Origin of the sequence: Parafrankia discariae, assembly GCF_000373365.1 — a bacterium.
GTDB classification, from domain to species: Bacteria; Actinomycetota; Actinomycetes; order Frankiales; family Frankiaceae; genus Parafrankia; species Parafrankia discariae.
In genome coordinates, this window is record NZ_KB891252.1 from 1 (window position 1) to 25,431 (window position 25,431).

General features: G+C 72.1%; 26 protein-coding genes. 10 read left to right on the plus strand and 16 right to left on the minus strand.

The genetic code is table 11. The features are described 5' to 3' along the window. Nucleotides 1-578: 578 nt before the first annotated feature. From B056_RS0127365 to B056_RS0127380, 4 genes are all read left to right on the plus strand, one after another. Nucleotides 579-839 (plus strand): hypothetical protein, encoded by a 261-nt coding sequence (locus tag B056_RS0127365; protein WP_018505037.1) that lies wholly within the window; start codon nucleotides 579-581, stop codon nucleotides 837-839. After that, complete coding sequence (locus B056_RS38235; RefSeq protein ID WP_026240203.1) at nucleotides 836-1,243, plus strand: type II toxin-antitoxin system VapC family toxin; 408 nt, start codon at nucleotides 836-838, stop codon at nucleotides 1,241-1,243. Before B056_RS0127365 ends, B056_RS38235 begins: the two co-directional genes overlap by 4 nt. Nucleotides 1,244-1,668: 425 nt before the next feature. Continuing rightward, nucleotides 1,669-1,926, plus strand: coding sequence for a DUF433 domain-containing protein (locus B056_RS0127375; protein WP_018505039.1), 258 nt, complete (start codon nucleotides 1,669-1,671; stop codon nucleotides 1,924-1,926). 5 nt (nucleotides 1,927-1,931) lie between these two features. Next, nucleotides 1,932-2,303: a DUF5615 family PIN-like protein gene (locus tag B056_RS0127380; protein ID WP_018505040.1), complete on the plus strand. Its 372-nt coding sequence runs from the start codon at nucleotides 1,932-1,934 to the stop codon at nucleotides 2,301-2,303. A gap of 240 nt (nucleotides 2,304-2,543) precedes the next feature. On the opposite strand, the gene B056_RS45545 is transcribed toward B056_RS0127380, so the two are convergent. Genes B056_RS45545 through B056_RS43165 form a run of 8 tightly spaced genes read right to left on the minus strand, consistent with a single transcriptional unit; the run spans nucleotide 2,544 to nucleotide 7,610 of the window. Continuing rightward, nucleotides 2,544-2,678, minus strand: a complete 135-nt coding sequence (locus tag B056_RS45545) for a hypothetical protein (RefSeq protein WP_268258397.1) — start codon at nucleotides 2,676-2,678, stop codon at nucleotides 2,544-2,546. Nucleotides 2,679-2,737: 59 nt separating this feature from the next. Further along, nucleotides 2,738-3,112 (minus strand): hypothetical protein, encoded by a 375-nt coding sequence (locus tag B056_RS38240; RefSeq protein ID WP_230203221.1) that lies wholly within the window; start codon nucleotides 3,110-3,112, stop codon nucleotides 2,738-2,740. Continuing rightward, nucleotides 3,105-3,380: a type II toxin-antitoxin system HicA family toxin gene (locus tag B056_RS0127390; RefSeq protein ID WP_018505042.1), complete on the minus strand. Its 276-nt coding sequence runs from the start codon at nucleotides 3,378-3,380 to the stop codon at nucleotides 3,105-3,107. Before B056_RS0127390 ends, B056_RS38240 begins: the two co-directional genes overlap by 8 nt. Before the next feature lie 57 nt (nucleotides 3,381-3,437). Further along, entirely contained in the window at nucleotides 3,438-4,166 is a 729-nt protein-coding gene (locus B056_RS38245; protein ID WP_018505043.1) for a hypothetical protein, read from the minus strand. A 35-nt stretch (nucleotides 4,167-4,201) separates the two neighbouring features. Then, a complete protein-coding gene (locus B056_RS0127400; protein ID WP_018505044.1) occupies nucleotides 4,202-5,503 on the minus strand; it encodes a cytochrome P450 in 1,302 nt (433 codons plus the stop codon). Nucleotides 5,504-5,531: 28 nt separating this feature from the next. After that, nucleotides 5,532-6,941: an NAD(P)/FAD-dependent oxidoreductase gene (locus tag B056_RS0127405; protein WP_018505045.1), complete on the minus strand. Its 1,410-nt coding sequence runs from the start codon at nucleotides 6,939-6,941 to the stop codon at nucleotides 5,532-5,534. Beyond that, nucleotides 6,931-7,191 carry a ferredoxin gene (locus B056_RS0127410; RefSeq protein WP_018505046.1) on the minus strand — a complete coding sequence of 87 codons (261 nt, stop codon included), beginning with the start codon at nucleotides 7,189-7,191 and terminating at the stop codon, nucleotides 6,931-6,933. Before B056_RS0127410 ends, B056_RS0127405 begins: the two co-directional genes overlap by 11 nt. A gap of 8 nt (nucleotides 7,192-7,199) precedes the next feature. Next, on the minus strand, nucleotides 7,200-7,610 hold the full coding sequence (locus tag B056_RS43165) for a hypothetical protein (protein WP_154677274.1): 411 nt from the start codon (nucleotides 7,608-7,610) through the stop codon (nucleotides 7,200-7,202). On the opposite strand from B056_RS43165, the gene B056_RS0127415 reads away from it, so the two are divergent. Continuing rightward, nucleotides 7,609-8,706: a glycerol dehydrogenase gene (locus B056_RS0127415; RefSeq protein ID WP_018505047.1), complete on the plus strand. Its 1,098-nt coding sequence runs from the start codon at nucleotides 7,609-7,611 to the stop codon at nucleotides 8,704-8,706. The genes B056_RS43165 and B056_RS0127415 overlap by 2 nt on opposite strands. Before the next feature lie 37 nt (nucleotides 8,707-8,743). Here the strand turns inward: B056_RS0127415 and B056_RS0127420 are convergent, their stop codons facing one another. After that, the gene (locus B056_RS0127420) at nucleotides 8,744-9,964 is read right to left on the minus strand and encodes a zinc-binding metallopeptidase family protein (RefSeq protein ID WP_018505048.1); all 1,221 of its coding nucleotides are present in this window, start codon (nucleotides 9,962-9,964) and stop codon (nucleotides 8,744-8,746) included. A gap of 591 nt (nucleotides 9,965-10,555) precedes the next feature. Here B056_RS0127420 and B056_RS0127425 point away from each other — a divergent pair. Then, nucleotides 10,556-11,446, plus strand: a complete 891-nt coding sequence (locus B056_RS0127425; protein WP_018505049.1) for a DUF1003 domain-containing protein — start codon at nucleotides 10,556-10,558, stop codon at nucleotides 11,444-11,446. A gap of 234 nt (nucleotides 11,447-11,680) precedes the next feature. After that, the gene (locus B056_RS38250) at nucleotides 11,681-13,528 is read left to right on the plus strand and encodes a D-alanyl-D-alanine carboxypeptidase family protein (protein ID WP_230203222.1); all 1,848 of its coding nucleotides are present in this window, start codon (nucleotides 11,681-11,683) and stop codon (nucleotides 13,526-13,528) included. Nucleotides 13,529-13,660: 132 nt separating this feature from the next. Here B056_RS38250 and B056_RS0127435 read toward each other — a convergent pair whose 3' ends face one another. The 3 genes from B056_RS0127435 to B056_RS0127445 form a co-directional block, all read right to left on the minus strand. Further along, nucleotides 13,661-14,800 carry a YihY/virulence factor BrkB family protein gene (locus tag B056_RS0127435; protein ID WP_230203223.1) on the minus strand — a complete coding sequence of 380 codons (1,140 nt, stop codon included), beginning with the start codon at nucleotides 14,798-14,800 and terminating at the stop codon, nucleotides 13,661-13,663. A gap of 28 nt (nucleotides 14,801-14,828) precedes the next feature. Further along, nucleotides 14,829-15,365, minus strand: coding sequence for a 2'-5' RNA ligase family protein (locus B056_RS0127440; protein ID WP_018505050.1), 537 nt, complete (start codon nucleotides 15,363-15,365; stop codon nucleotides 14,829-14,831). A gap of 218 nt (nucleotides 15,366-15,583) precedes the next feature. Beyond that, complete coding sequence (locus B056_RS0127445; RefSeq protein ID WP_018505051.1) at nucleotides 15,584-16,417, minus strand: serine hydrolase domain-containing protein; 834 nt, start codon at nucleotides 16,415-16,417, stop codon at nucleotides 15,584-15,586. Between the two features lie 63 nt (nucleotides 16,418-16,480). Between B056_RS0127445 and B056_RS0127450 the strand changes: the two genes are divergently transcribed. Continuing rightward, nucleotides 16,481-17,710 (plus strand): NAD(P)/FAD-dependent oxidoreductase, encoded by a 1,230-nt coding sequence (locus B056_RS0127450; protein WP_018505052.1) that lies wholly within the window; start codon nucleotides 16,481-16,483, stop codon nucleotides 17,708-17,710. A gap of 208 nt (nucleotides 17,711-17,918) precedes the next feature. Here B056_RS0127450 and mdh read toward each other — a convergent pair whose 3' ends face one another. Together mdh and B056_RS0127465 are read right to left on the minus strand one after the other, a co-directional pair. Next, nucleotides 17,919-18,851 (minus strand): malate dehydrogenase, encoded by a 933-nt coding sequence (gene mdh, locus B056_RS0127455; RefSeq protein ID WP_018505053.1) that lies wholly within the window; start codon nucleotides 18,849-18,851, stop codon nucleotides 17,919-17,921. A gap of 412 nt (nucleotides 18,852-19,263) precedes the next feature. Next, on the minus strand, nucleotides 19,264-19,572 hold the full coding sequence (locus B056_RS0127465) for a DUF3017 domain-containing protein (protein ID WP_018505055.1): 309 nt from the start codon (nucleotides 19,570-19,572) through the stop codon (nucleotides 19,264-19,266). Between the two features lie 931 nt (nucleotides 19,573-20,503). On the opposite strand from B056_RS0127465, the gene B056_RS0127470 reads away from it, so the two are divergent. Both B056_RS0127470 and B056_RS0127475 read left to right on the plus strand, forming a co-directional pair. Beyond that, nucleotides 20,504-21,205, plus strand: coding sequence for an FHA domain-containing protein (locus B056_RS0127470; RefSeq protein ID WP_018505056.1), 702 nt, complete (start codon nucleotides 20,504-20,506; stop codon nucleotides 21,203-21,205). A gap of 282 nt (nucleotides 21,206-21,487) precedes the next feature. Beyond that, nucleotides 21,488-21,808, plus strand: a complete 321-nt coding sequence (locus tag B056_RS0127475) for a hypothetical protein (RefSeq protein WP_018505057.1) — start codon at nucleotides 21,488-21,490, stop codon at nucleotides 21,806-21,808. 173 nt (nucleotides 21,809-21,981) lie between these two features. Here B056_RS0127475 and purH read toward each other — a convergent pair whose 3' ends face one another. Further along, nucleotides 21,982-24,477: a bifunctional phosphoribosylaminoimidazolecarboxamide formyltransferase/IMP cyclohydrolase gene (gene purH, locus B056_RS41140; RefSeq protein ID WP_076784790.1), complete on the minus strand. Its 2,496-nt coding sequence runs from the start codon at nucleotides 24,475-24,477 to the stop codon at nucleotides 21,982-21,984. Between the two features lie 221 nt (nucleotides 24,478-24,698). Further along, complete coding sequence (locus B056_RS0127490) at nucleotides 24,699-25,340, minus strand: helix-turn-helix domain-containing protein (RefSeq protein WP_018505058.1); 642 nt, start codon at nucleotides 25,338-25,340, stop codon at nucleotides 24,699-24,701. Nucleotides 25,341-25,431 lie beyond the last annotated feature (91 nt).

Below are 25,431 nucleotides of genomic sequence, written 5' to 3' on the forward strand. Positions count from 1 at the left end.
GGGCCTGGTACGCCCACATCACCCTGTCCATGCTCGCCTACGCCACCCTCGCCGCCGTCCGCGCCGAGCAGGTAAAAGGGGCAGCACCCACACCTGTCAGGACATGATCGGACTGACAGTACCGGAGATCCGCAGACTGATCGCCACCCTCCTCCACCGGCTCCACCCACCCGCCTTCGTCTGGGCCTGGTCGACCTGGCGCAGACGCCGTCAACACCAGGCCAGACGCTGCCACTACCGACGGCGAGGACACCCACAAGTGCCGTTGCAGTACTAGGTCATAAGTTGAATGTTCTACAAGTTCGGCCAGATGGCCCACGTCCACACACCCACCGCGATCAGGAACCAGGACGCACGCTTCGACAGAGTCACCCCACCAGCCTCGCACCCACAGACGCCGTGTCCTCTCCGTGGGCGCGCGATTTCAGCCACGCTAATCGGCCATAGGGTGAGATAGCAGCTTGAGTCTCGACGAGCCTGCTACTGAAGCGCTCTTGAGCGGTGGGGCCATCGCCGCCCTGCCCGGGGCAAGGCGATCGACGGAGGGTGCGGCGGGTGAACCAAGTTACGATGTCGCCATGACGGAGATGCCACTCCCCCCCGACGACCAACTTGCCGAGGTCGTCCGAGAGGCTGCCGCGTCTGGTCAGGTCGTCTACCTGACGGACAAGGGCCAGCGGTTGGCCGCGATCGTGCCGGCGGCTCTTGCTGAACTCCTCGAACGGGGTGAGACGACCAACGGCCGGCGGGTGCTCGGGGCTCGGGGCGCAGGCCGCAGCGGCCGGCAGGACATCTCGGAACGCATGGAGGAGATCCTCGCCAACGAGGTGGCGTCATAGCCCTCGTAGTCGACGCCGGTCCGCTGTACGCGTATGTCGACGCCGACGACCAACATCACAAGGCCTGCGCGGATCTGCTGGAAACTCACCCTGGACCGCTGATCGTCCCCACCCTCGTGATCACCGAGGTGGTCTACCTGCTCAGTACCCGGCTTGGTACACAGGCCGAGCTGCGCTTCCTCGCGGACTTGGCCTCCGGGGCGTTCGATGTCGAGACCGTCCACCCGACCGACTGGCTGCGGATCGCTGACCTGGTCAACCAGTACCGCAGCCTGCCCTTGGGCACCGTGGACGCGTCGGTGATCGCCTGTGCGGAACGACTCGGGGTCGACGAGGTCGCCACGGTCGACCGTCGGCATTTCACCGTTGTCAAAGCCAATCGGACGCTCACTATCCTGCCCTAATCGATCATCGATCGAGGCGGCGCAGCTTCCCCGAGTGCGACATGCGGACCCATCCCCCAGCGGGACGGTCCTTCGCAGGTGACCTGCCCTTTTGGCGCCCTCGCAGCCACTGGCCAACCACCGGCGCACGGTGTGGCACAAGCCCAGTACCTAGGTCATAAGTGAATGTTCTACAAATTCGGCCAGATCGCCCAGGTCCACACACCAAAAGCGACCAGGAACCAGGACGCACGCTTCGACAGAGTCACCCCTCCAGCCTCGCACCCGTATGTACGGACGGGACGATCGAGAACTGCTGCAGGCCGTGAAGCTGGACACGCACGCGACGCCAGCGCCCTGGCTGGCGCACGACCCACGAGCAACACTCTGCCGCGACCTCGCGGCCTGTCTCACGGCGACCACCTCAGGACCACCATGATCACCGTATGCTGAGGTACGAGAGGAGGTGGCCAGTGCACTTCACCCGCATCACGGTGAACCCGGCGCAGATGGGCGGGGTTCCCTGCATCCGTGGATTGCGCATCCCGGTAGCAACGGTCGTCGGGATGATCGCGGACGGCATGTCCGCCACCGAGGTCATCACTGAGCTGCCGGACCTCGATGCGGACGACATCCGCGAGGCGCTCCACTTCGCAGCCGAAGCCGTCCGCGAGCAGCAGCTTCCGCTGATCATCCCAGCCTGACCAACGTGCGCTTCCTGCTCGACAACAACCTCTCGAACACTCTCGCGACCGGTCTGCACGAGGCTGGGCACGACGTTCTCCATGTTCGAGACGTCGAACTCGGCGCAGCCGACGACATCACCGTCCTCGGCTTCGCGCGAGACGAGCGAAGGGTTCTGATCTCAGCCGATACCGACTTCGGCGGCATCCTCGCCCGGAGCGGACTCGACAGCCCTTCTGTGATCCTCTTCCGTCGTGAAGGTGGTCGCCGCCCCGTCGAACAGCTTCGGCTTCTCCTCGCGAACCTTGACCAGCTGGCAGACGCGCTGAAGGACGGCAGCATGATCGTCCTCACTGACCGTCTTGTCCGGGTCCGGAAACTGCCGCTGATCCCCTGATCTCTACCGACCACCCTCGGCGTAGCGGCGCAGTAGCTAGGTCATAAGTGAATGCTCTACAAATTCGGCCAGATCGCCCACGTCCACACCCACCGCGATCAGGAACCACGACGCACGCTTCGACAGAGTCACCCCACCAGCTTCGCACCCGAACGGGAGGACTAGCCGATCAAGGACGGCCGCACCGCGTGAGGTCGAGCACGGCAGGCACAACCACTTCCTGGAATCGAGCGCCGGGATCTACGCGCTGAGCTTCAGGCCGGGCCCGGTGAATGTCGTCATGATCTCGCCGAATGTTGCGCCCGGCAGGTAGCCGACGTCCACCGGACCAGCGCCAACTCGGCTCCCCGCACCGAATTGCAGGGTCCACAACATCGATTCTCCCGCGGGCAGCGCGACAACAACCGGATCGGTGAAGTCATCGAGCTGCGCCGTCAGCCAGGCAGGGGGTCGGTCGGCAGCGCGCAGACATAAACGATCTCTCCCGCAGAGTTCGGCGACGCCGCGCGCAGCCGCTCCGCCTGGTCCTCGACGCCGAGCGCAGCCCCCAGCCGCTCCGCGACCAGCTGCCGTTCCCACCCGAAGGCATCCTGAGCGATCCGAACAACGACGCCCCGCAGCTCCTGCTCAACATGGACAAGGATTTCGAAGTCGGCGTCCCCGTCGAAGTACCAGGTCAGCGCCTCAGGCAGTGCCCCGCGCAGCTCCGCTGCCGCCGGCTCCACAACCGCCAGACCAGGGCACTGCGGCGACCACGCCGACCAGGACTCCCCATCCCGCCGCACGATCACTGTGATCGCCCTAGTCACCGTGGATCACCTCCAGCGCCTCCACGGTCAGGCCCACCTGCTTCACCAGTATCTGACGAACCAGGCCCGGACCAACAGTCACACGATCGTGGAACGCCAGCCGCAGCCGCGGGCGTCCGTCCGCCTCCAGCCACCGGTGGGACGAGCCATCCTGCCTGGTCACCCGATACCCCAGCCGCCCGAGCACGCGCAGGAGCTGCCGCGCCTTCAACGACGGGAACTCCCCGGTCACGACGGCATAGAGATCGAGTCCGACCGACGGCAGCACCCGTCAACAGCAGCTCGCGAGAGCGCCTCCGCCCCGAGGTGAATCCCGGGCAGGGCCTCAGGTTCTGGGGCGGATTCCGGTCCGGAGGATCTCGAGGCCGACCAGACAGGTCCAGAGGGGTAGCACCAGAGCGAGCTGGTCCAGGTAGGGAACCCAGAAGAGCAGGACGAAGGCGGCCAGATAGCCGAGCACGACGACCGGTCGGGAGAGCGCGCCGCCGCGACGGCCGAGTGTCGAGGCGGCGATGATGAAGACCCCGCCGAAACGCAGACTCATGACCATCGCGAACGAATAGGCCAGCCCCTTTCCGAACAGTACGGTGGACGTGTCGACGGACGGGCCGATGTCGAGGAACTCGACCGCCGCCGCGAGGCTCCCCCAGACCGCACTCGCCGCGAGCAGGCAGGTGACGAACAACAGGCCGCTCGCGAGAAAGACGGTGGCGACGAGCCGGTTCTCCCGGCCCTCGATCCGGGCGCGGGTCGCGGCGAGGAACCACAGGAAGAAGATCGCGGCGATCGGGGCCAGGTAGAGCCCGACGATGATGGGCCGGCGATTGCCGCTGTCGGCGAACCAGGCCGCCGTCTGGGCGTCACTGAGCCGTACGGACGGGCCTCGGTGCAGCAGCAGGAACGAGACGGTCTCGAAGACGGCGAACAGTATTCCGGCGACACCGATGGCCCGGCTGGGCCGCTTCTCGCCGTCCGGAGTCGAATTCGCTTCCGGGTTTTCGGAGATTTCGAGGATTTCGGGGCCCCGCGTGCCGTCCTGCCTGGCCACGGACATGATGGGTGACCTCCACGTCGGGTCGGGGCCGGCCGTCAGCCGCGGATTCCGGCGAAGGCGACGGGCAGGTGGCGCGGACCGCGCAGGACGGGGTTCGGCCGGTAGACCGGCGGGTCCGTCACGAGCGACGGTTCGTCGAGGCGGCGCAGAAGTGCGGTCAGCGCGATCTGCGTCTCCAGCCGGGCGAGCGGGGCACCGAAACAGCTGTGGATTCCACCGCCGAAACCGAGGTGTTCGACGTCCGGGCGTTCGGGGTCGAACGTGTCCGGGTCGGCGAACCGCTGGGGGTCACGGTTACCGGCGGCCAGCACCAGGGTGAGCGGGGCGCCCCGGGGAATCGTCGTCCCGGCTATCTCGATGTCCGTGAGCGGTGTGCGCTGCGGAAGCATGTGGACTGGCGGCTCGTAGCGCAGCAGCTCCTCGACGGCGCCGGCCATCAGGTCCGGTTCCCGGCGCAGCCGTTCGCGTAGCTCGGGGTGGCGCAGGAGGGTCAGCATGCCGTTGGTGATCAGGTTGACCGTCGTCTCGTGACCGGCGATGAACAGCAGGATGGCCGTGGTGACCAGTTCCACCTGGGACATCCGGCCCTGGGGTCCGTCATCGCTGACCAGGCCGGAGAGCATGTCGTCGCGCGGTGCGTCGCGGCGTCGCGCGGCGAGCTCGGCCATGTAGGCGGCCATCTCCAGCCTGGCCTGACGCTGCTCGGGCGACGGCCCGGCGCCCGGGCCCCGCTTCCCGGGGTCCAGCCCCGAGACGAGCGTGTCGGCCCAGGCGTGAAAACGGGGTTCGTCCTCCCGCGGTACTCCCATCAGGGCGCAGATCACCGTGACGGGGAGTGGGTAGGCGAAGTCGTCGACGAGGTCTATGCGCGTCCTGTCGGCGAAACCGTCGATCAGGCTGTCGGTGATGCGGGCGATGTCCTCGCGCATGCCGTCGACGCGGGTGGGGCAGTGCGGCGGACCGAACTGCCGCATCGCGAGGCGGCGCAGGCGGTCGTGGTCGGGTGGGTCGATCCTGATCAGGCTCGGTGGCAGGCCGGCCAGCTCGACGTCCCCGGTCTCCTCGGCGTCCCCGGTCTCCTCGGCGTCCCCGGTCTTCTCGGCGTCCGCCGTCACGGCGGTGCCGGACGTGTCCTCCTCCGTGCTGATCCGGTTCTCGGCCTCGGAGCTGATCCGCGGGTCGTGGAGCAGCCCGAGAATCTCCCGGTAGGTGCTCACGACATACGTCCCGTCGTCCTGCCGCGTGACGGGTGTCCGGCGCAGCTCGGCGTAGAGCGGATACGGGTCGGGGCGGTTGGCGTAGTCGGTGATCTGGCGCAGCAGTGTCTCGGCGGTCATGAGCGGATCCCCTCGCGGCCGGCGGGTGTCACGGGGCTGGGCTGACCAGGGTCACCCGGCGTTCGTCCGGGCTGTGGCCGGTCACGGCGACGGTGGGCCCGTGGCTGAGCACCGCCGGATCGGGGACGGCCGACGGCACCGGCCGGAAGTCCGACGGGCGGCCGACCGCGGGGAACTCGGGCGGGAACGGCGCGGCCCGCTCGATCAGGCCGCGGTAGAAGTCGAGCCACAGCGCCTGGTCGAACGTCACCGCGGCGGTGATCCGGCCGCGGTAGCCGTACGCCGCGACGAACCGGCGCTCGTCGACGGAGCCCTGGACGATGGCCACCTGATCCGAGTAGGTCGGCACGCCGACCGACTTGATGTTCACCCCGAACTGGTGTGACCAGAACGCCGGGACCTCCAGGTGCGGGCGCCGGCGTGACTCGGAGCAGCGCATGTTGTGCGCGGCGGTCTCGGCCTGCGCGATCGCGTTCCCCCAGTGCTCCAGGGCGAGCAGCTGGTAGCCGTACAGCGGATGCGGGAAACGGGCCACGTCACCGGCCACGAAGATGTCGTCGGTGACGATGCCGTTGATGTCGAAGGCGCGGCAGCCGGCGTCGCAGGCCACCCCGCGGGGGCCGGCGCCAAGGCCCGACCCGGCCAGCCACTCGACGTTGCGCAGCGCGCCGAGGGCGACGACGGCGACGTCCGCCGTGATGACCTCGCCGTCCGAGAGCCGTACCCGACGCAGCCGCCCGGCGGAGTCGCCCTCCAGGGCCTCGACGGTCACCCCGCAGCGCAGATCGACACCGGCGGCCCGTTGCATGTCGGCGGCGATCTCGCCGAGCACGCCACCGAGGGCGCCGACCAGCGGTGCCGGGCCGCGTTCCAGGACCGTCACGTCGAGGCCGCGCTGCCGGCAGGCCGAGGCGATCTCCGACCCGGTGAAACCGGCCCCCAGCACCACGACCCGTTCGGGCCCGGCGTCGAGGCGGGCCTTCAACCGGCTGGCGTCGGTGCTGGTGCGGACGCTGAACACGCCGTCGAGCGCGGCGCCGGCCGGGTCCCGCCACGGCCGGGAACGCAGCCCGGTGGCGATGAGGAGCTGGTCGAACTCGACGTCCGCGGCGCCGTCGAGACGTACCGTCCTGGCCGCCAGGTCCAGGCCAGTCGCCCGGGTCCCGAGCAGCCAGGTGGCGTCCACCTCGCACTGGCGTGGCAACGCGGTGCGTTCGGCCGGCACATCGCCCAGCAGCACCTGCTTGGACAGCGGGGGGCGGTCGTAGGGCTCGCCGGACTCGTCACCGATCATGGTGAGCGCTCCCGTGAAGCCGTCGCGGCGCAGCGTCTCCGCCGCGCGCAGCCCGGCCAGCCCGGCCCCGACGATCACGATCCGTTCGCCGGGGGCCGGCCTGCCGCGGGCGCCGCCGCCGACCCGGCCGTTCTCAGCCGACACGGACGGCCTCCCGCACCCCGGCCCGCCCGGCCTTTCGGGTTTTCGTCGCCTTTCCGGACTCGCCGGACTCGCCGGACTCGCCGACGAGGATCGCCTGTACCGGGCAGGCCGCGGCCGCCCGGCGCACGGCGGCACGCTGGGAATCGTCCGTCTCGGGGGTGTACATCAACGCCTCCTCGCCCGCGAGGGTGAAGACCCGCGGGGCCAGAAATGCGCACTGCCCGTAGCCCTGGCACCGGTTCAGATCCACCAGAAGTCTCATGGAATCCGCCCCCCTCGAAGCGTCGGCGCGACCTCCGGTGGCATTTCCCGGTCGAGACGTCGCCCGTTCCAGCCGAGGTCCGCCCGACCCGGGAATATCCTTTCCGCATTACGGGCGGCCGTCGGGAAATCCACGGTAGGCACACCCGGAACGACCGGCAACCCGAGGCCCTTCGACCGCGTTCCCGAAACAGGCCCAGGTTCCCGAAACAGGCCCAGAAAATTCAGCTCGACGTGATGGTGGCCGCCGACGTGGCGGCTGCCGACCGCCCTGTCCCGGGTGCCGCCGAGCGCCTTGTCCAGCACGCGGATCTGGTCGGCGGCGCGCTTGACCTTCGCGCGCCGGGGAGCAGACACGGGGCGGACATGCTGGCGCAGGCCGGCGGAACCGCTACCGTAACCGTCCATGCTCGCCGTGTTCGGGTCGCCGGGTCGCTATGTCCAGGGTCGGGATGCCACCGCCGCGCTCGGGCCGGAGATGGCCCGTCTCGGCCTGACCGGCCCGGCGGTGATCGTGACGAGCGGGGCACCGCTGCGTCTGCTCGAGGAGACCTGGCGAACGAGCCTGGACGGCGCGGGCATCGCCTACTCCGTGCACCTGTTCGGCGGCGAGTGCAGCGACCAGGAGATCGACCGGGTCGTCTCGGCGGCGCGCGACCCGGAGGCGACGGTGATCGTCGGCGCCGGTGGCGGGAAGGTGCTCGACACCGCCCGCGCGGCCGCGGCCGCGCTCGACGTGCCGGTGGTGACCTGCCCGACGACCGCGTCCAGTGACGCGCCGTGCAGCGCGTTGTCCGTCGTGTACTCCCCGGAGGGCGCGTTCGAGCGGTACCTGTTCTACCCGCGCAATCCGGACCTGGTCCTGGTCGACACCACCGCGGTCGCCGCGGCGCCGGCCCGCCTGCTGGTCGCCGGGATCGGCGACGCGCTCGCCACCTGGTACGAGGCCCGCGCCGTCGGCGAGGCCCGGCGGGCCAACCAGCTCGACGGCGCCCAGACGGCGACCGCCGGCGCGCTGGCCGAGCTGTGCCGGCGGATCCTGTTCGACGACGCGGCGGCGGCGATCCGGGCGGTGCGCGCCGGCGCGGTGACACCGGCGCTGGAGCGGATCGTCGAGGCGAACACACTGCTGTCCGGGCTGGGCTTCGAGTCGGGCGGGCTGGCCGTGGCGCACTCGGTGCACAACGGCCTGACCGTGGCCGCGGAGACCCATCGATACCTGCACGGCGAGAAGGTCGCGTTCGGGCTGATCGTCCAGCTCGTGGTCGAGGGCCGGCCGGAGGAGGAGCTCGCCGAGGTGCTGGCGTTCTGCGGCCGGGTGGGGCTGCCACGCACGCTCGCCCAGGTGGGGCTGGCTGATCCGCCGATCGAGCTGTTGCGCGGTATCGCCGTCCGGGCGCTCGCCGACGGGGAGACAGCCCACAACGAGCCCTTCGACCTCGACCCACCGATGATCGTCGACGCGATCCTGGCGGCCGACGCCGCCGGCCGGGCCAGCCGCTGAACGGAACGTCGCCCCGCCCGGCCCGCCGGCGCGGCCGTCACGACGTGGCGCGGGCCGTCGTGAGGTCGTGGACGAAGCTCAGTTTGTCCAGCACGGTGGCAGTCAGGACGAACGGGTAGAGATCATCGAAGCCCATGCTGCGGTTGACCGCGTTGAGGGCGTAGGTGAGCGGGAGCCACTGGGCCGCGATCTCGTCGAAGCCGGCCGCGCCGCGGCGGGCGGCGGGCTCCAGGGGTGTCGGCCGGGCGACGAAGCGTTCCAGGGCGACACCGAAGCGCCTCGGGTCCGGGCCGTCGGTGCGCAGACCGTACTCGGCGGCGGTCTGCAGGGTGTCCCTGATGTGCAGGTAGTGGGCGAAGGTCTCGGCCCAGTCCTCCCATGGGTGCATCGTGGCGTAGGCGCTGACGTACCGCTCGCTCCAGTCCCCCGACGCCCCCTCCTTGTAGTGACGCTCGAGGGACTCACCGTAGTCGACGCGGTCGTCACCGAAGAGCTGGCGGAACCGTCCGGTCACGGCCGGGTCGGCGTCGACGAGCCGGGGCCAGTAGTAGTGCCCCGTCTCGTGCCGGAAATGGCCGAGCAGGGTCCGGTACGGCTCGCCGAGCCGCGCGCGGACGTTCTCCCGGTGCGCGTCGTCGGACTCGGCGAGATCCAGAGTGATCACGCCGTCGTCGTGGCCCGTCACGACGGGCTCGTAGGTGCTGCTGAGCAGGTCGAACGCCAGTCCCCCGTGGGGATCGTCGGTGTGGGACACGATCGGCAGCCCGAGGTCGAGAAGCTGGAAGACCAGGCGTCGCTTGGCCGCCTCGGCCCGCACGAACAGCTCGGCGGCGGATGTGTCCGCGTCGTTGGGACGGGTGCGGGTGAGCCGGCAGGAGGCGCACAGCTGCCCGGGTGGCGGCTCGGCCGCGCCGGGTGGAAGCTCGATCAGCCAGTTACAGCCGACGAGGTCCACGTTGCCGCACCGTCGGTACCGTGGCCGCGGTGGCTCAGCTGGGACGGCCCCGCCCCCGCCAGGGGCCCCACCACCAGGGGAACCGCCTCCGGGGGCCCCGGCAGTCGCGGTGATCTCGGCGGCGAGGGCCGCCGCCTCGTCGGCCACCGCGGGCCGTTCCCGGAACAGTCCTTCGCCGGCGTCGACGAGCGTGATCAGGCGCCGCGCGGAAGGCGCCACCCCCAGTGCGGATCCGCAGCGCAGACACGTCGAGTTCTCGAAGAACACAAGCTGGCCGCAGTAGGCACAGCCGAAAGCCAGCATGAGTGATCCGTTCCAAGAAGGTCCGCGCGGTCTGGTGATCCCGCCATCCACTACCCGACCGACGCCACGGGAACCGCTCGAGGGGCCTGGCACAGGCCCGGAGGCGGCCTGGATTCCGGGCGGATGCGGCCCGGACGCGGGGCGAGATCACCGGTGGCACGACGGCGGGTGACGGCGGCGCGACACAGGTCACGGACGACCCCATAGCGGAACAATCGCAAGGGGCGGCTATCCTTGACAACAACATTTGGATCCTCTACGGAGGCCGACCAGAGGAGGTGGCCGCTGTGAGTCCTGGCGGGTGCTCCAGTAACAGCCGCTTCCTGCTGGTGGACGCCGGCTGACGATCGGCCCGCGGCGGATGGTTCCGTCGGCGCGGCCGCCCCTCCTCGTGGCGGCCGGCACGGCCAGTCAGTCCAGCCCGCGTCCATGACGCCCGGGTTCAGGTGATCTCCGGGTTCCTTTCCGGCAGGTGCGGTCGATCAGCGACGTGTCGACCCCGGGCCGCGTTGGGATTTCTCCCGCGCAGCCTGCTCTGAAGTGCGTATCGGTCCGTTCGTTCGCGACGGCCGAGCGCGGAGGGGACCTCCTATGAGCATCAACACCGCCACCCGTCTCGCGGCACGCCGGGGAACCGGATCGGACCGGCTCGACATCCCGGTCGCCGGCCGATCTCCGCTGATCGCGGGCCGGGTGGACCGCGAGACGATCAGCCGCGGCGCCGAGACCATCGCGCGCTTCCTCGGTACCGGCCGCTACCTGGCCATCCAGACCTGTGTGGTGATCGTCTGGATCGCACTCAACATCGCACTGCCGCTCATGCGCTGGGATCCCTACCCGTTCATCCTGCTCAACCTGGCCTTCTCGACCCAGGCGGCCTACGCCGCCCCGCTGATCCTCCTCGCGCAGAACCGGCAGGACGACCGGGACCGCGCCTCACTCACGGAGGACCGGGCGGCGGCCATCCGGATGCGCGAGGACACCGAGTTCCTCGCCCGCGAGGTCGCGGCGCTGCGCCTCGCCCAGAGCGACGCGGCCACCCGGCAGTACGTGCGCGGTGAGCTGACGAACCAGCTCGAGTCACTGCGTGGTGACATCGAGGCGTTGCTCCGCACGGCGCTCCAGCCGACGGCACCGACGGCGCAACCCCTCTCGGCCACCCCGAACGGGTCGGCGCAGCGTCCCACACGTGGCGGCGCGGCCCGGCCGTCCGTGCCCGGTACGTCAACAGTCGCGACACTGACAGTGGACGAGCCGGCACGCCCGAACCCGGCGGTGTCGGCGGACCCGCCATCGGATCACGCGGGTCAGGGCGCCGCGCCCGTCCCGGAGCCCGCTCTGGTCGTCGTCCCGGCGCCGAGCTCGCCCTCCCCGGACGGGGCAGCCACCCAGGGCCATCTTCTCGTCCCGGCCCGAAGTGGTTCGCGGGCCGGACGAAAGGTACCCATCCGACCGACGCGACCACGAATCCGAGACACGTGACACGACAAACTCACCGGATGAAGATCGACCGGTAACGTTCGGTAGGTGCATGCCGGCCGGACGCGTCGACCCCGCCCCGGCCCGCTCGAGCGCCGCACCGATGAGGACGCTCGGGAGGGTCCCACCCCGCCCGACCCGCACCACCCTGGTTCACACCGCCCTGGTTCACACCGCCTCGGCCTGAGCTGTCTCGAACCGCGCCGCCCTGACCCGCCCGTGCGTTTCCGTCGGGCGGTGAGCGCCGCGGTCGGCCTGGTCTCGGCTCTGGTCCTCGTTCTGGGGAGCGCGCCGCCCTCCGCCGCGATGGCCGGAGCCGAGCCGCTGCCGGCCAGGAGACCGCCCGTCCGGCCGCTCACCGCCGGCACGCTCCCGGCCGGCGCCCTGGCCATCCAGCCGCTCACCGCACCCTCGGCAGCCGACGCGGAGCCGGCCGCCGAGGCGGAGCCGGCCAACGGAGCCGCGCCGGGCAACGACACGGCGCCCCACGGAACAGCAGGGGGCGCGTCCGCCGCTGCTCCAAGCAGAGCAGGCTCGGCGGCCACAGCGGGCGCCATCGGCTCGGGGGACACCGCAGAGACCACACGCACCACAGCGGCTGCTGGCACCCCAGCGGCCGTGGGGGCCGCTGGTGTCGTGGGGGCAGCCGTGCCGCCGCCGGCCGGCATCACCGCCGAGGCGTGGCTCGTCGCGGACGCCGGCAGCGGCGCGATCCTCGCCGCGCACAACGCGCACCTCCCGGACCTGCCGGCGAGCACGATGAAGATGCTGACCGCGCTGACCGTGCTGCCCGGGCTCCCGCCGGACCGGGAGGTGACGATCAGCGACCAGGCCGCCCAGGTCGACGGCACCCGGGTCGGGCTCGTCCCCGGCGTCCGCTACACCGTGCGTGACCTCGCGACGGCCATGCTGATCGCGAGTGGAAACGACGCCACGGTCGCGCTGGTCGAAGCGGCCGGCGGCCGGGAGGCCGTACTGGACCGGATGAACCGGCTCGCGGCCTCGCTCGGCGCGACGGAGACCGTCGCGGGTGATCCCACCGGCCTCGACGCCCCCGGTCAGCACACGACCGCCCACGACCTGGCGGTGATCGGACGGGCCGTCCTCGACAACCCGATCGTGCGCGGCTACCTGACCATCCCCCGGGCCTCCCTGCCGGGCCGCGGCGACGAACGCTTCGAGATCGCGAACCACAACACCCTCCTCGGCAACTACGAGGGCACCATCGGCATCAAGAACGGCTACACGGTCGCCGCCGGGGCGACGTTCGTCGGTGCCGCGACCAGGAACGGTCGGACGCTCATCGTCTCGCTGCTGCGCACCGCGCCGGTCTACGCGACGGACGCGCGGGCGTTGCTCGACTGGGGCTTCGCGCACGCGGCCGACGTCCGCCCGGTGGGCCGTCTCGCCGGACCCCTCGACGCGACTCCCGGTGGCCTGACCACCGGTGACGGGACGGCGGCAGCACCCGGTTCCGCCGCGGGCGGCGACAGCAGCGGCACCGGCGACAGCGGCGACGGCGACGGCGACGGGCGGACCGACAGCCGTGACGCCCGCCGGGACGGCGACAACCCGCTGGGGCGGGCCGCGGCCGGCGACACCGGCGGCGGCGTCGGCGTCATCACCTGGACGGCCCTCGCGGTCACGGTCGTCGCGACGGCCCTCACCGTGTTTGGGCGGGTCCGCCGGCGGCTCGGCGTGACCGGCCGGCCCACCGGACGCACCACCCGCCCCGGCAGCGGCGGCGCGGGCCGCCGGGACGGGGCCGCCCGACGGGACAAGGCGAGCCGACGGGACGGGGCGAGCCCCGGCGAGTTCGGCGGACAGCGCGGACGCGCCGCGGCCCCAGGGCGGATTCCGGGGGGAGGGAGCCACCGGAGAGGTACCAGCAGGACGCGGCGAGACGGCGCGGCGGCCCGGGCGCGGGCCCGCGTCTCCGCCGCGGACCGACCGCACACCGGCGCCGACGGCCAGCGGCACCTTGTCGGACTACCGTCGCTTCACCCCGAACCACAGCGGGGCCGGACCGACTCATCCCACACCGACACCCCACCGTTCGGCACAGCCCGCTCCCCCCGCCCCTGACCCCCAGCCCCCACTCCCGCCCAACCCCACCCACCCCCATGGCGCCCCCGAGGAGGAGCCGGCCGAAGCGAGTTGCGAGAACCCGCCTGGGTGGGGCGGTTGAGACAACTCGCTTTCGGTGGTGGGGCGGGGTCAGCGGGCAGCCGGTGTTCGGTCCGCCGGGGGCGGGGCGGGGCGGCGGCGAAGCCACCGCGGTCGCCGGGAGCGGCCGTTCGCACCGTCGTGGCCGCCGTGGCCGTGGCCGCCGTCGGCGTCGTGATCGCTCTGGTCATCGTGCCCGGGGCGGGGCGAGCGGGCGGCCGGCTGGCCGGCACGCGCGGGGGGCGACCCGAGGGCGGTGTCGGGACGTGCCCCGGCACCGTCCTGACCGACACCACCGGAGGCACCGGGACCGTCGTCGGGGCCCGGCTCGGCCGCGGCGGTGCCGGACGGGTGGACGTCGGACGCGTACGGCGCCGTGACCGCCCAGGCGGCGACGAACAGCAGCCAGCGCATCACGATGTTGATCCAGATGAGCAGGCCGACGATGACCGCGAAGATGCCGTAGACCGGGTTGGACGTGGTCTGACCGACCAGCCAGGTCCCGAGGAGCTTGAGCAGTTCGATGCCCACCGCGCCCAGCGCGGCCGCGCGCAGCACCCGCCGCCGGTTGGTGCGCTCCGGCAGACGCCAGAAGATGTAGACGAACACGGCGGCGTCGATGGCGAGCGCGACCAAGAGCGCGAGCACCCCGGTGGCCCAGGCGGCGGCCGTGCTCCCCTCCAGTCCGACCCAGCGCAGGAACACCCCGGTCGCGGACGTCGCCAGGCTGGTGACGACGAGCGAGGCGAGCAGGGTCAGGCCGAGACCGGTGAGGATCGCGATGTCCCGCAGGCGCTGCACGATGAAGTTGCCGGTCTCCAGGCTCTGGTGCCAGACGAGCCGGATGCTGTCGCGCAGTGCCGAGACCCAGGCCAGTCCGGCCAGGAGAAGACCGGCGAGACCGATCAGCCCGGCACCGACCTTCGCATGGCCGATGGTCGAGACGTCGAGTCTGTCGGCCAGGCCGGGCAGATAGTCGTTGATCTGTTCGGTGAGTTTGGCCTGGGCGTCGGGATAGGCGTCCACCACGAACCCGGCGATCGAGAAGACCAGCGCCACGATCGGAAAAAAGGACAGGAAAGCGAAATAGGTCGTGGATGCGGCGAGCCGGTCACCGCCGTCCGACGTATAGCGACCGTACGCACGCACCGTGTGGTCGACGAACGGGTACCGACGCCGTACCGCATCCACGGCGCCGCTCACCGTTCCCACGCCCGTCTTAACCGCTTCCCGTGGTCCTGTCACCCGGCCTGCCACCCCCGCCCGCGAAGGGAAAATGACGCAACTGGCGCCAGGCGCAGTCATCGCCGCGTTCGTAGAGCCCGAAACCTGTCACCTCGAACTGCGCCCGATATTCCGCCAGCAACTCGAAGGCACGGTCCAGCGACTCTTCGTCGACATCGTGCGCGACCGTGACATGCGGGTGGTACGAGAAGCGCACGGGACGGTCCAACGGGCCGGACCGGACGGCCTTCTCCAGAAACTCGCAGCAGGAGATTCCCATGGCGAGGGTCACGAACACCACCGCCGACAGCGGCCGGAAGGTGCCCGAACCGCGCAGATGGATCACGAACGGCTCGGCGCCGCCGGCGACCTCCGCCAGGTGACGCTCGACGGCGGGAAGCTGGGTGGCGGGCACTTCGGTCGGGCCGAGCAGCGTGACATGCGGCACAATGAGCGCCGCATTCGGATCACCGAGCCGTTCCCGCCAGTCCTGGAGCTCGGTCCGGAAAGGTTCCGGAACACCGATCGCCACACCTATGGACCGCACGGAGTCCTTCACGTCACGCGGATCCGGCCGGGCCGCGGAGGGGCCGACCAGCGGTCGCGGGACGAGCTCTGCCGACCAACCATGGCGCCATCATGGCCCACGAGACCACGCTGTCTTCTCCGGACCAGGGTTGACATCGCTGCGCGACCGCACAGCCACGGAAGGCGAAACCGGCGGACCGGGCCACGGGGATCCGACGGCGGTCAGGCCGTCCCGGTCACCGCGAGCTCGGCCAGGACGTCCGCGGAGAGAGCCGGCCAGGCCGCCCCCGCCCAGTCACCGAAATCCCGATCGGTCAGTACTACGCACGCCACGTTCACCGCGGGGTCGACCCAGACGAAGGTTCCCGAGCGCCCGAAATGACCGAAAGTCTCGGGACTGTTGGTCGCACCCGTCCAGTGCGGGCTCTTAATTCCGCGAATCTCGAACCCGAGGCCCCAGTCGTTCGGGTGCTGCGCGCCGAAACCCGGAAGCACCCCCGAAAGGCCCGGGAAGGCCACCGACGTCGCCGCGGTGAACGTGGCCGCGGAGACCAGGCTGGGCGCCAGCAGTTCCGCGGCGAACGCTCCGACATCCGCCAGCGTGGCCGTCACCGCATGCGCCGGCGAACCGTCGAGCACCGCTGTCCCCATTCCCAGCGGCCGGAAAACGGCTTCCGTCAGGTAAACATCGAAGGGGATGTCCGTCACCCGCTCGAGATGACGCCCGAGCTCCTCGAAACCGGTGTTCGAGTAGATGCGGCGGGTGCCCGGGCGGGCCAGCACCCGGTCACCCGAGAACGCGAGACCGGAGGCGTGGGCGAGCAGGTGCGCCACCGTCGACGACTCCGGGCCGGCCGGCTCGTCCAGAGTGAGGGCGCCCTCCTCGATCGCGACGAGCACCGCGTAGGCGCTCATCAGCTTGGAGACCGACGCGAGCCGGAACCTGACCGTCGGATCGCCGGCGACACCGAGCTGAACGGCCGTGCCTGGCGACCCCAGTACGACGGCCGCGGCCGTCCGCACGGGCCACGTGTCCAGCTGCTTGAGCGCGTCCATGCTCGGCACTCTACGAACCGCCGGCCGACCGGTGCCGGGACGCCGGCTGCCACACTGGCTGGTGTGCCCACCCACGCACCCAGCCCCGTCCGCGCCGCCGGCCCCGGCACCGGGAACGGGCCGCCTGTAGACCTGCTCGTGGTCGGCGCCGGCCCGGCGGGCAGCGCGGCGGCGCTGCGGGCGCTGCAACTGCGGCCCGGCGCCCGGGTCGTGATCGTCGACGCCGCCGACTTCCCCCGCGACAAGACCTGCGGGGACGGCATCGCGCCACACGGCGTGGACGTCCTGCGCGCGCTCGGCGTCACCGACGTGACCAGCGGATACCGCCCGGTGGACCGGATGCGCCTGCGCACGCCTGGCGGTGCCGAGGTCGCCACGCCGTCCGAGCGGGCGACGCATGTGATCCCGCGGGAGGTCTTCGACGCCCGGCTCGTCGCCGCCGCGCGCGCCCGCGGCGCCGAGTTCCTCCGGCGGCGGGTGCGCTCGCTGGAGGTCGCCGCCGGCGACAGGGGCGAACCGGTGGTGACGGTGGACGGCGGCGTGCTGCGCGCCCGGGTCGTCGTCGGCGCGGACGGGGCGAACTCGACCGTGCGCCGGGCGCTGGGCATCGCGCCGAACCCACCCGAGGGCCTCGCGATCGCCGTCCGCGCCTACGCGGACGCGCCCAAGGACGACCGCCCGCCCGAGCAGCTCATCGAGATGACGGACGAGGGCTGGCCGGCCTACGCCTGGTCGTTCCCGATCGGGGACGGCCGGGCCAACATCGGGTACGGCATGCTCCGCTCGCGGCTGCGCGCCGCGGGCACGACGCCGAAGGCCGTCCTGCACGGAACGCTGGCCCGGCTGCTGCCGGACACCCCCGCCTACGAGGGCACCCTGCGCGCGCATCACCTGCCGTTGTCCACGCACCGCCCCCGGCTGCCGGACGGACCCGTGCTCCTCGCCGGGGACGCCGCGTCGCTGATCAACCCGTTGACCGGCGAGGGCATCTACTACGCCCTGCTGTCGGGATCGCTGGCCGGCCAGGCGGCGATCACCGACCCGGGCCCGCCCGCCGGACGGGCCTACCGACGGGCGCTGGACGGCGAACTCGGCCGGCACCTGCGGCACACCTCGCTGCTCGCCGGGTTCGCCGGGCGCCACCGCCCGCTGATGGACGCCGCGGTCCGCTCCGCCAGCCGCCGCACCGAGCTGTACGACAGCCTCGTCGAGATCGGACTGGGCAAGGGGACGATCCCGGCCGGGTCGCTGGCCCGGCTGGGGCTGCGGCGCGTGCTCACCTCAACGCGCTGAGCTCTCCGGCGCTCGACAGCGCACCGACACTCGACAGCGCGCCGACACTCGCCGGCACTCGACATCGCTCACCCGCCGGCCCGGCAGGCCACCAGCTCGATGGTCCCGGAGGATCCTCGGAAATTCTCGAGGATCCTCCGGTCCGGTGCCCCCGGGGTACGTGGGCCGGCGGGGCGAAAGCCAACGGCTGGCCGCCCCGCCGCCGCCGCTAGAGGCTGGCGACGTCCGCCTGCTTGGCGCGCACGGCCTCGGCGGCCGTCTTGAGCGCGGCGAGCTCGGAGCCGGTCAGGTCGATCTCGACGACCTTCTTCACACCCCCGGCGCCGATCTGCGCGGGCACACCGAGGTAGACGTCGGAGATGCCGAACTCGCCCTGCACCCAGGCGCAGACCGGCATGACGGCGCCGGAGTCCTCGGCGACCGCCTTGACCATGCGGGCCGCCGCCGCGGACGGGGCGTAGTAGGCCGAACCGGTCTTGAGCAGCGCGACAACCTCCGCGCCGCCGTTGCGGGTCCGGTTGACCAGCTCCTCGATCTTGTCCGCCGGGAGGAGGTCGCTCAGTGGCTTGCCGTCGACGGTGCACTGCGAGGGCACCGGGACCATCGTGTCGCCGTGCGAGCCCAGCGTGAGGGTCTTCACCGACCCGACCGGCACGTTCAGCGTCTCCGCGACGAAGTCGGTGAAGCGGGCGGTGTCGAGCATGCCCGCCTGGCCGAGCACCCGCGAGCGCGGGAAGCCCAGCACGTTCGCGGCCAGCGCGGTCATCTCGTCGAGCGGGTTGGAGACCACGATGACGACCGCGTCCGGCGACGTCTTCGCGATGCTCTCCGACACCTGACGGACGATCTTGGCGTTGACCTCGATGAGGTCCATCCGGCTCATGCCCGGCTTGCGGGGCAGGCCGGCGGTGATGACGACCACGTCGGAACCGGCGGTGTCGGCGTAGTCGTTCGTCCCGACGATCTTGGTCTCAAAGCCCTCGATCGACCGGGACTGGTTGAGGTCGAGCGCCTGGCCCTGCGGCTTGCCCTCAACGATGTCGATGATGACGACCGTGTCGAAGATGTTGTACTCAGCCAGTCGCTGCGCGGTCGTCGAACCGTAGAAACCGGCCCCGACGACAGTGACTTTTCCGGGCATTGGACTGATCAGCTCCCCAGTATCGCGATGATCGCGTCGACGATCTCGGCGGTGCCCACGGCGGGGTCCTCAGGCGCCGGCGTAGTGGTCGCAGGTGACCGACGTGCCCTCCTGGCGATCTCTTCGGCGACGGGCTGGCCACCCCACAGGGGAGCATCGGTCAGCTCGGGCCCAATGCCGCCGCCGAGGATCAGGGCTACGTGACGGTTCGCCATAGGCGCGCTTCGCCCCGCTCATCTGTGCACGTTGTCCGATGACCAGCCGAGGCTATCGCGCGAGTCGGATCGAGGGCACGGGTCGGCGACGTGGGCCACGTCCGGCCGGGCCGGCCGCGCGCAGCCGCGCACGGCGTTCGCCCGCGGCATCGTGTCGCACCGTGACCCCAGCAGCCGCTTTCGGTGGACGGCGCGAGTCAGCCGCCGCTGTACGGGACGGTGCAGGTGAGCACGATCACAGCCACACCCAGCACGACGAGGGTCACGGTGTCGAAGACCCGGCCGCGCACGGCGAGCATCCCCACCTGCCGGGTGGGGAGGCACAGCCGCAGTACGGCGGCCACAAGAAGGACACCGCCAGCGGTGAGCAGCCCCCGCCGCCAGTAGTCCTGTGAGACGAAGAGCAGGCCCAGCGCGACACCGCCGAGAATGCCGCCGAAGACGATCCGGCCAAGGCGGCCGCCGGTCGCCGCCCCCGCCGACCGGCGGCGGGATGACCGGCCCACACCGGCACCTGCACCCGGCCCGGGGGCGGGCGGACCTTCGGCCCCCACGGGACCAGCGTGCTGACGTTCAGTAAGCGGATCGCCGGCACGCGAGTGGTCTCGACCATGGTCCGCCGCCCCAGGGCCATCGGGGTGCGATGGCGGCGCCCAGGTACCCGCCGGCAGCCCCTCTCCCGGGGACGGCCAGACCGACGGAGTCTCCCGCCGCTGCCGCCGGTCCGCGCCCCGATCCGCGCCGCCGCTCGCCGGACGTCCCCCGCCCGGCCCGCCACGGTCCGGGCGACCACGGTCCGGGCGACCGGACTCCGGGCGGCCGTGCTGCGGGGCCGTGGGCTCCGGGTGCCATGCCCGCGCCGGCCACGCGGGTGGGGGCCGCTGCCCGGCGTCCCGCTCGGAGCCGCCACCGGACACCTCCTCGGAGCCGGAGCGCCACCGCGCGGAACCCGGTTCGGACGGTCCCCCCACCTCGACCTCCGAAGGCCACTCCGAGTGCCGCTCCTCGGGCCGCCGGGCGCCGTCGGCACGCGCGCCACGCTCCCGATCAGGCCGACCCCACGCACCCGGGACCGTCTCGGTCACCTGCTCTCCGCCTCCTCAAGGCCCGCCCCCGCGCGCGTATCCCCCGCGCGCGGGCCACTGAGGCCACACAGTAGGCGCCGCCCGCTCTCCGGCGGGCAGCCGCCCAGCCAGCCCGGTCCCCCGCCCGGCCCTCGCCGGTCAACGCGGTGGCGCGCGGCGGCGCCTGGCCCGCGGTACCGCCGCGCTCGCCTCGCGTCGATCCGGGACGACCGGGCACCGCGGCCGATGCGAGGCCACATCACCTGGTGGTGTTATCGGGCTCGCCACCGGGGATTGATCGAGTAGTTCTGGACAACTGGCCGGAGCCCGCGCAGCCGCGTGCTCCGGCATCGAAAGGAGGAGGTAACCGACAGTGGACGGGCCGAGTCTGCGGATCGAACGGACAGGTGAGGTCGTCGAGCTGACCGAGGATGTGACCACCGTGGGGCGCGGGCCGGGCGTGCACGTCTCGCTCCCGGACACCAGCGTCTCCCGGCTGCACGCCGAGATCGTCCGCCGCGGGCCGTATGTGTACGTGGCCGATCTCGGGCTGTCGCGCAACGGCACCCGGGTGAACGGACGTCTCGTCGGCCGCAAGGTGCTCTCGGACGGTGACGTCGTCCGGTTCGGGGCGGCGGGGGTGCGGGTCCTGGACGAGCGGCCCGACCTGGCCGCCGGGGGGCCTGCCCACCTGGCGGACCAGACGCTGTCACCGAGCGGGAACGGCATCCGGGACGACGAGCCACCGGCCCTCACCAGCCTGGAGGACCTGGCCGGCACGACCGCCGGGATGCGCGTCCCCGACCCGCCCGACCTGACGCGCCGCGAATGGGATGTGCTGCGCGCCCTGTGCCGTCCCCTCACCGAGCCGGGCGTCTTCGTGATGCCTCGCTCGGCGCGGGAGATCGCCCGCGACCTCGTCGTCACCGAGGGGGCGGTCAAACAGCACCTGCTCCGCCTGTACCGCAAGTTCGGGATCGGGCCCGGGCCGAACCGCCGCGGGCGCCTCGCGAACGAGGCTGTCCGACTCGGAGTGGTGCGGCCGGTGGACGACGTGATGGCTCCACCGGGCTGACCCGTTCGAGGCACCCCGCGAACGAGCCGGACACCTTGGGCACAACAGGATCACTCCGCCTCGAAAGTGGCCCGATCGGCCCCAGAATCGCGGTATATCCCTCACCACAGGGACTTCTCTACTGAAACCCGTCGATATCGGCACAACGGACACATCCCTGAGGATCCACGTCGGAGGACTTCGACACACTCCACCACCAACGGGACAGACCCCCCGAGTGCACACGTCGTGCGCGACTAGGGGAGACTGCCGCCGCGGTCCCCAAATGGTAGGGAGTTCGACGTGGCAGACGATTCGCCGCACAGCAAGAAGCTTCAGGAACTGATGTTCCGGGCGTGGGAGACCTTCGGCGACGCGCGTCATCTCGACAGCGACGACCGGGTCTTCGTGCAGGCGCTCGCGCGCCAGACCGCCGACCGGATCTCCGTCCTCTACGGAGCGAGCTGGCGAGAGGCGCTCGACTGGGTCGCGCAGCGGTACGTGCCGACCGCGGACCTGCCGGGCGGCACGACCCCGGTGTCGCCGAACGGCGCCGCCTCGAACGGCAGCCCGACCGTCAGCCGCCGCGGCACCGCCGCGGCGGAGGTCGGTTCCACCTCCTGACCGGGGTGGGCAGCGCGACCTGATCACCCCGCGGGGACCGATGTAGATCCCCGCGGGGTGACGGCGGCGGTGTGCCGGGCGTCAGCGCCGACGTTCCAGTACCACGCCCAGCGGACCGCGCCCGGGTGGCGACTCTCCGCGGCCGCCACGCTGGGCGGCGTTCAGCGGACCGCTCAGTGCGCGAAGTGCCGGACGCCGGTGAAGTACAGCGCGACGCCGGACTCCCGCGCGGCCGCGATCACAAGGTCGTCACGCACCGATCCGCCCGGCTCGACGACCGCCCGCACACCCGCGTCGGCGAGGACCTGGAAGCCGTCGGGGAACGGGAAGAACGCGTCGCTCGCGGCCACCGAGCCCTTCGCCCGGTCGCCGGCGCGGGTCACGGCGAGACGCGCCGCGTCCACCCGGTTGACCTGACCCATGCCGACTCCGACGGTCGCGTTGTCCGCGGCGAGCAGGATCGCGTTCGACTTCACCGAGCGAACCGCGCGCCAGGCGAAGCCGAGGTCGGCGAGGACGCTGTCGTCGACCGGCGAGCCGGCCTCGAGCGTCCACCTCGACGGGTGGTCGCCGGGGGTGTCGAGCGCATCGCGTGACTGCAACAGCATCCCGCCACTGACCTGGCGCATCTCGACCCCGCGCGGGTGGGCCGGCGGCGCGCAGACGAGCAGCCGGATCGACGGCTTGCGGGCGAGGATCTCGACCGCCCCGGGCTCGTAGTCGGGCGCCACCACGACCTCGGTGAAGATCTCCGCGATCTGCTCGGCGAGCTCCACGCTCACCGGGCGGTTCACCGCGATCACGCCACCGAACGCCGACACCGGGTCGCAGGCGTGGGCCTTGCGGTGCGCCTCGGCGACGGTGGCACCGACGGCGATCCCGCACGGGTTGGCGTGCTTGATCACCGCGACGGCCGGATCCGCGAAGTCGAACACCGACCGCCAGGCCGCGTCGGTGTCGGTGTAGTTGTTGTAGGACATCGGCTTGCCGTGGAGCTGGCGCGCGGACGCGAGCCCCGGACCGCCGTCCTCGCCGACGTACAGCGCGGCGCGCTGGTGCGGGTTCTCGCCGTACCGCAGGACGCTGGACCGGTGCCACTGGGCCGCGAGGACATCCGGCCAGCCGGTCTCGCGGGCGGTGTCGTCGGGGGCCAGCGCGCTGGCGAACCAGGAGGCTACCGCCGCGTCGTAGGACGCGGTGTGTGCGAAGGCGCGGGCCGCCAGCCGGCGCCGGGTGGGAAGATCAAAGCCGGACCCGCGAACGGCCGCGGCCAGGTCGCCGTAGTCCCGCGGCGCGACCACCACGGCGACCGAGGCGTGGTTCTTCGCCGCCGCCCGCAGCATGGCCGGGCCACCGATGTCGATCTGCTCGATCGCCTCGTCCTCGGTCGCGCCCGAGGCGACCGTCTCACGGAACGGGTAGAGGTTCACGACAAGCAGGTCGAACGGCTCGATGTCGAGCTCGGCGAGGACGGCCGCGTGCTCGGCGTTGCGCAGGTCCGCCAGCAGACCGGCGTGCACCCGCGGGTGCAGCGTCTTCACCCGGCCGCCGAGCACCTCCGGGAAGCCGGTGACCGTGCTGACCGGGGTGACCGCCACGCCGTGGCGGGCCAGTACCTCGGCCGTCGAACCGGTGGAGACCACCTCGACCCCCGCCTCGACGAACGCGGCGGCGAGCTCCTCCAGGCCGGCCTTGTCGTAGACGCTCACCAGGGCCCGGCGCAGCCTCCGGTGGCCCGTCGCCACCAGCTCCGTCGATCCCTCGGCGGGCCGGTCGCCGGGTGCCCCGCCCGCGCTGCCCGCAGCCCCGCTCGTGCCACCAGGTCCCGTGCCCGTGCCCGATTCCCCCGCCATGACCCCTCCTGAACCTTCCACGATGCCTCCGTCGGCATGATGTCTCTCGGCGTGGACCCCGCCGGCGCCGCTCCCGGCGGCACTGCTCCCGGCAGTGCCGCTCCCGCCGGCGCGACCGGCGAGTGCCGGCTCACCGCCCGCGCGGGCGGACTCCACCTGATCATGGCCGGTGCGCGGGCCGGCGGCGAGCACCGGGCCGGTTGTCGCCTCCCCCGCTCCCGTACTACCCACGCGCGCGCCCCCCAGTGGGAGCTCCCGCCGGACGACACGGCCGATGACGGCCACGAACAGCCGCCGTTCCACCGCCTGGATGCGGGCCCGCAGCGCATCCTCGTCGTCGGTGGGCTCGATCGGGACGGCCGCCTGGTCGATCACCGGGCCGGTGTCGACGCCTTCGTCGACCCAGTGCACGGTCACCCCGCTGACCCGGACGCCGGCGGCGAGCGCGTCGCGCACGGCGTGGGCGCCCGGGAAGGCCGGGAGCAGCGAGGGATGGGTGTTCACCGTGGGAAACCGGCCGATCACCTGACTACTGAGGATCTTCATGTACCCGGCGAGGACGAGTAGGTCCGGCGCGTGCTCGGCGATCCGGGCGGCGGTCGCGTCGTTGAAGGCGGCGCGATCGGCGCACTCCTCGAGCCGCACCGTGAACACCGGTACCCCGACCGCCTCCGCGCGCCGCTGGGCGCCCGTGCCCGGCCGGTCGGTGCCGACCGCGACGACCTGCGCGCCGAAGGCCGGGTCCGCGCAGGCGTCGAGGACGGCCTGCAGGGTGGTGCCGGCCCCCGAGGCGAGGACGACTAGGCGAGCGGGCACAGGACCCTCCGTGGGTGGTCGGCCGGCCGGCACCGGACCGGTCGAGAGATCGGCCGCGCGGGGACACGCCCCGCGGCGGCGACTGTCCGAATGTACTGACCCGGTGCCTCACGACACGCCGGACGAGCACCGCACGCACCAGACCCGCCCACCGTCCGGTCCGGCCTGTGCCGAGCGGCGGAGGCCTTCCCCACGGCGGAAACACTCGCGTGCGACGGGCGTCACGCCGCGCGGCCCGGGACGAGGGGTGCTCCGGGGGCGTCCTGATGCGTCATCGCCATGACCGGCGCGCGAACCAGGTCGACGGTCTCGCCGGCGCCCCCGTGGCAGCCGCAGTGGGGATCGGCGCACGGCGACACGGGGCCCGCGGCGCCGGCCGGCCCACGGGAGTGGCCGGTCGGCGCGGCCAGCGGCTCCCGCTCCTCACCCGCGGCGGCGAAGGAGCCCTGATCCAGATGGCGATACCGGCTCAGAGCACGGCGGGGGCCGCATTCGGACGGCGCCCGGCCGGGCAGCTCGTCCAGGTCGTCGTGATCCGTCCCGTCGAGCAGGTCGCCGGGGCGGCAGTGGTAGAGCGCCGCGAGCCGGGCCAGGGTGTGCGCCGAGGGGGCTCGGCCGCCACGGGCCGGCCAGACCTCCCAGTACGAGATCGTCTTACCGGTCTTGGCCACGCCCGGGCCGGGCCAGCGCTCGTTCCACCGCCGGGCCACCTCCTCCTGCGTCCAGCCATGGGCCAGGCGGTACGCGACGCGCGCGTTGACGCGATGGCGCAGGCGCAGCTCCAGGGCGATGCGCTGGTAGGTCCAGCCCAGGGAGCGCAGGTGGATCGCCTGGACCCGCAGCGCCTTCGACGTGCTCGGCATGCACCCTCCCACGGTTGATCAATCGGGAGGACCGTAACGGACGGGGCCGACATTCCGGTCCGGTCCGGATGACGCCCGCCCGACTCCTACG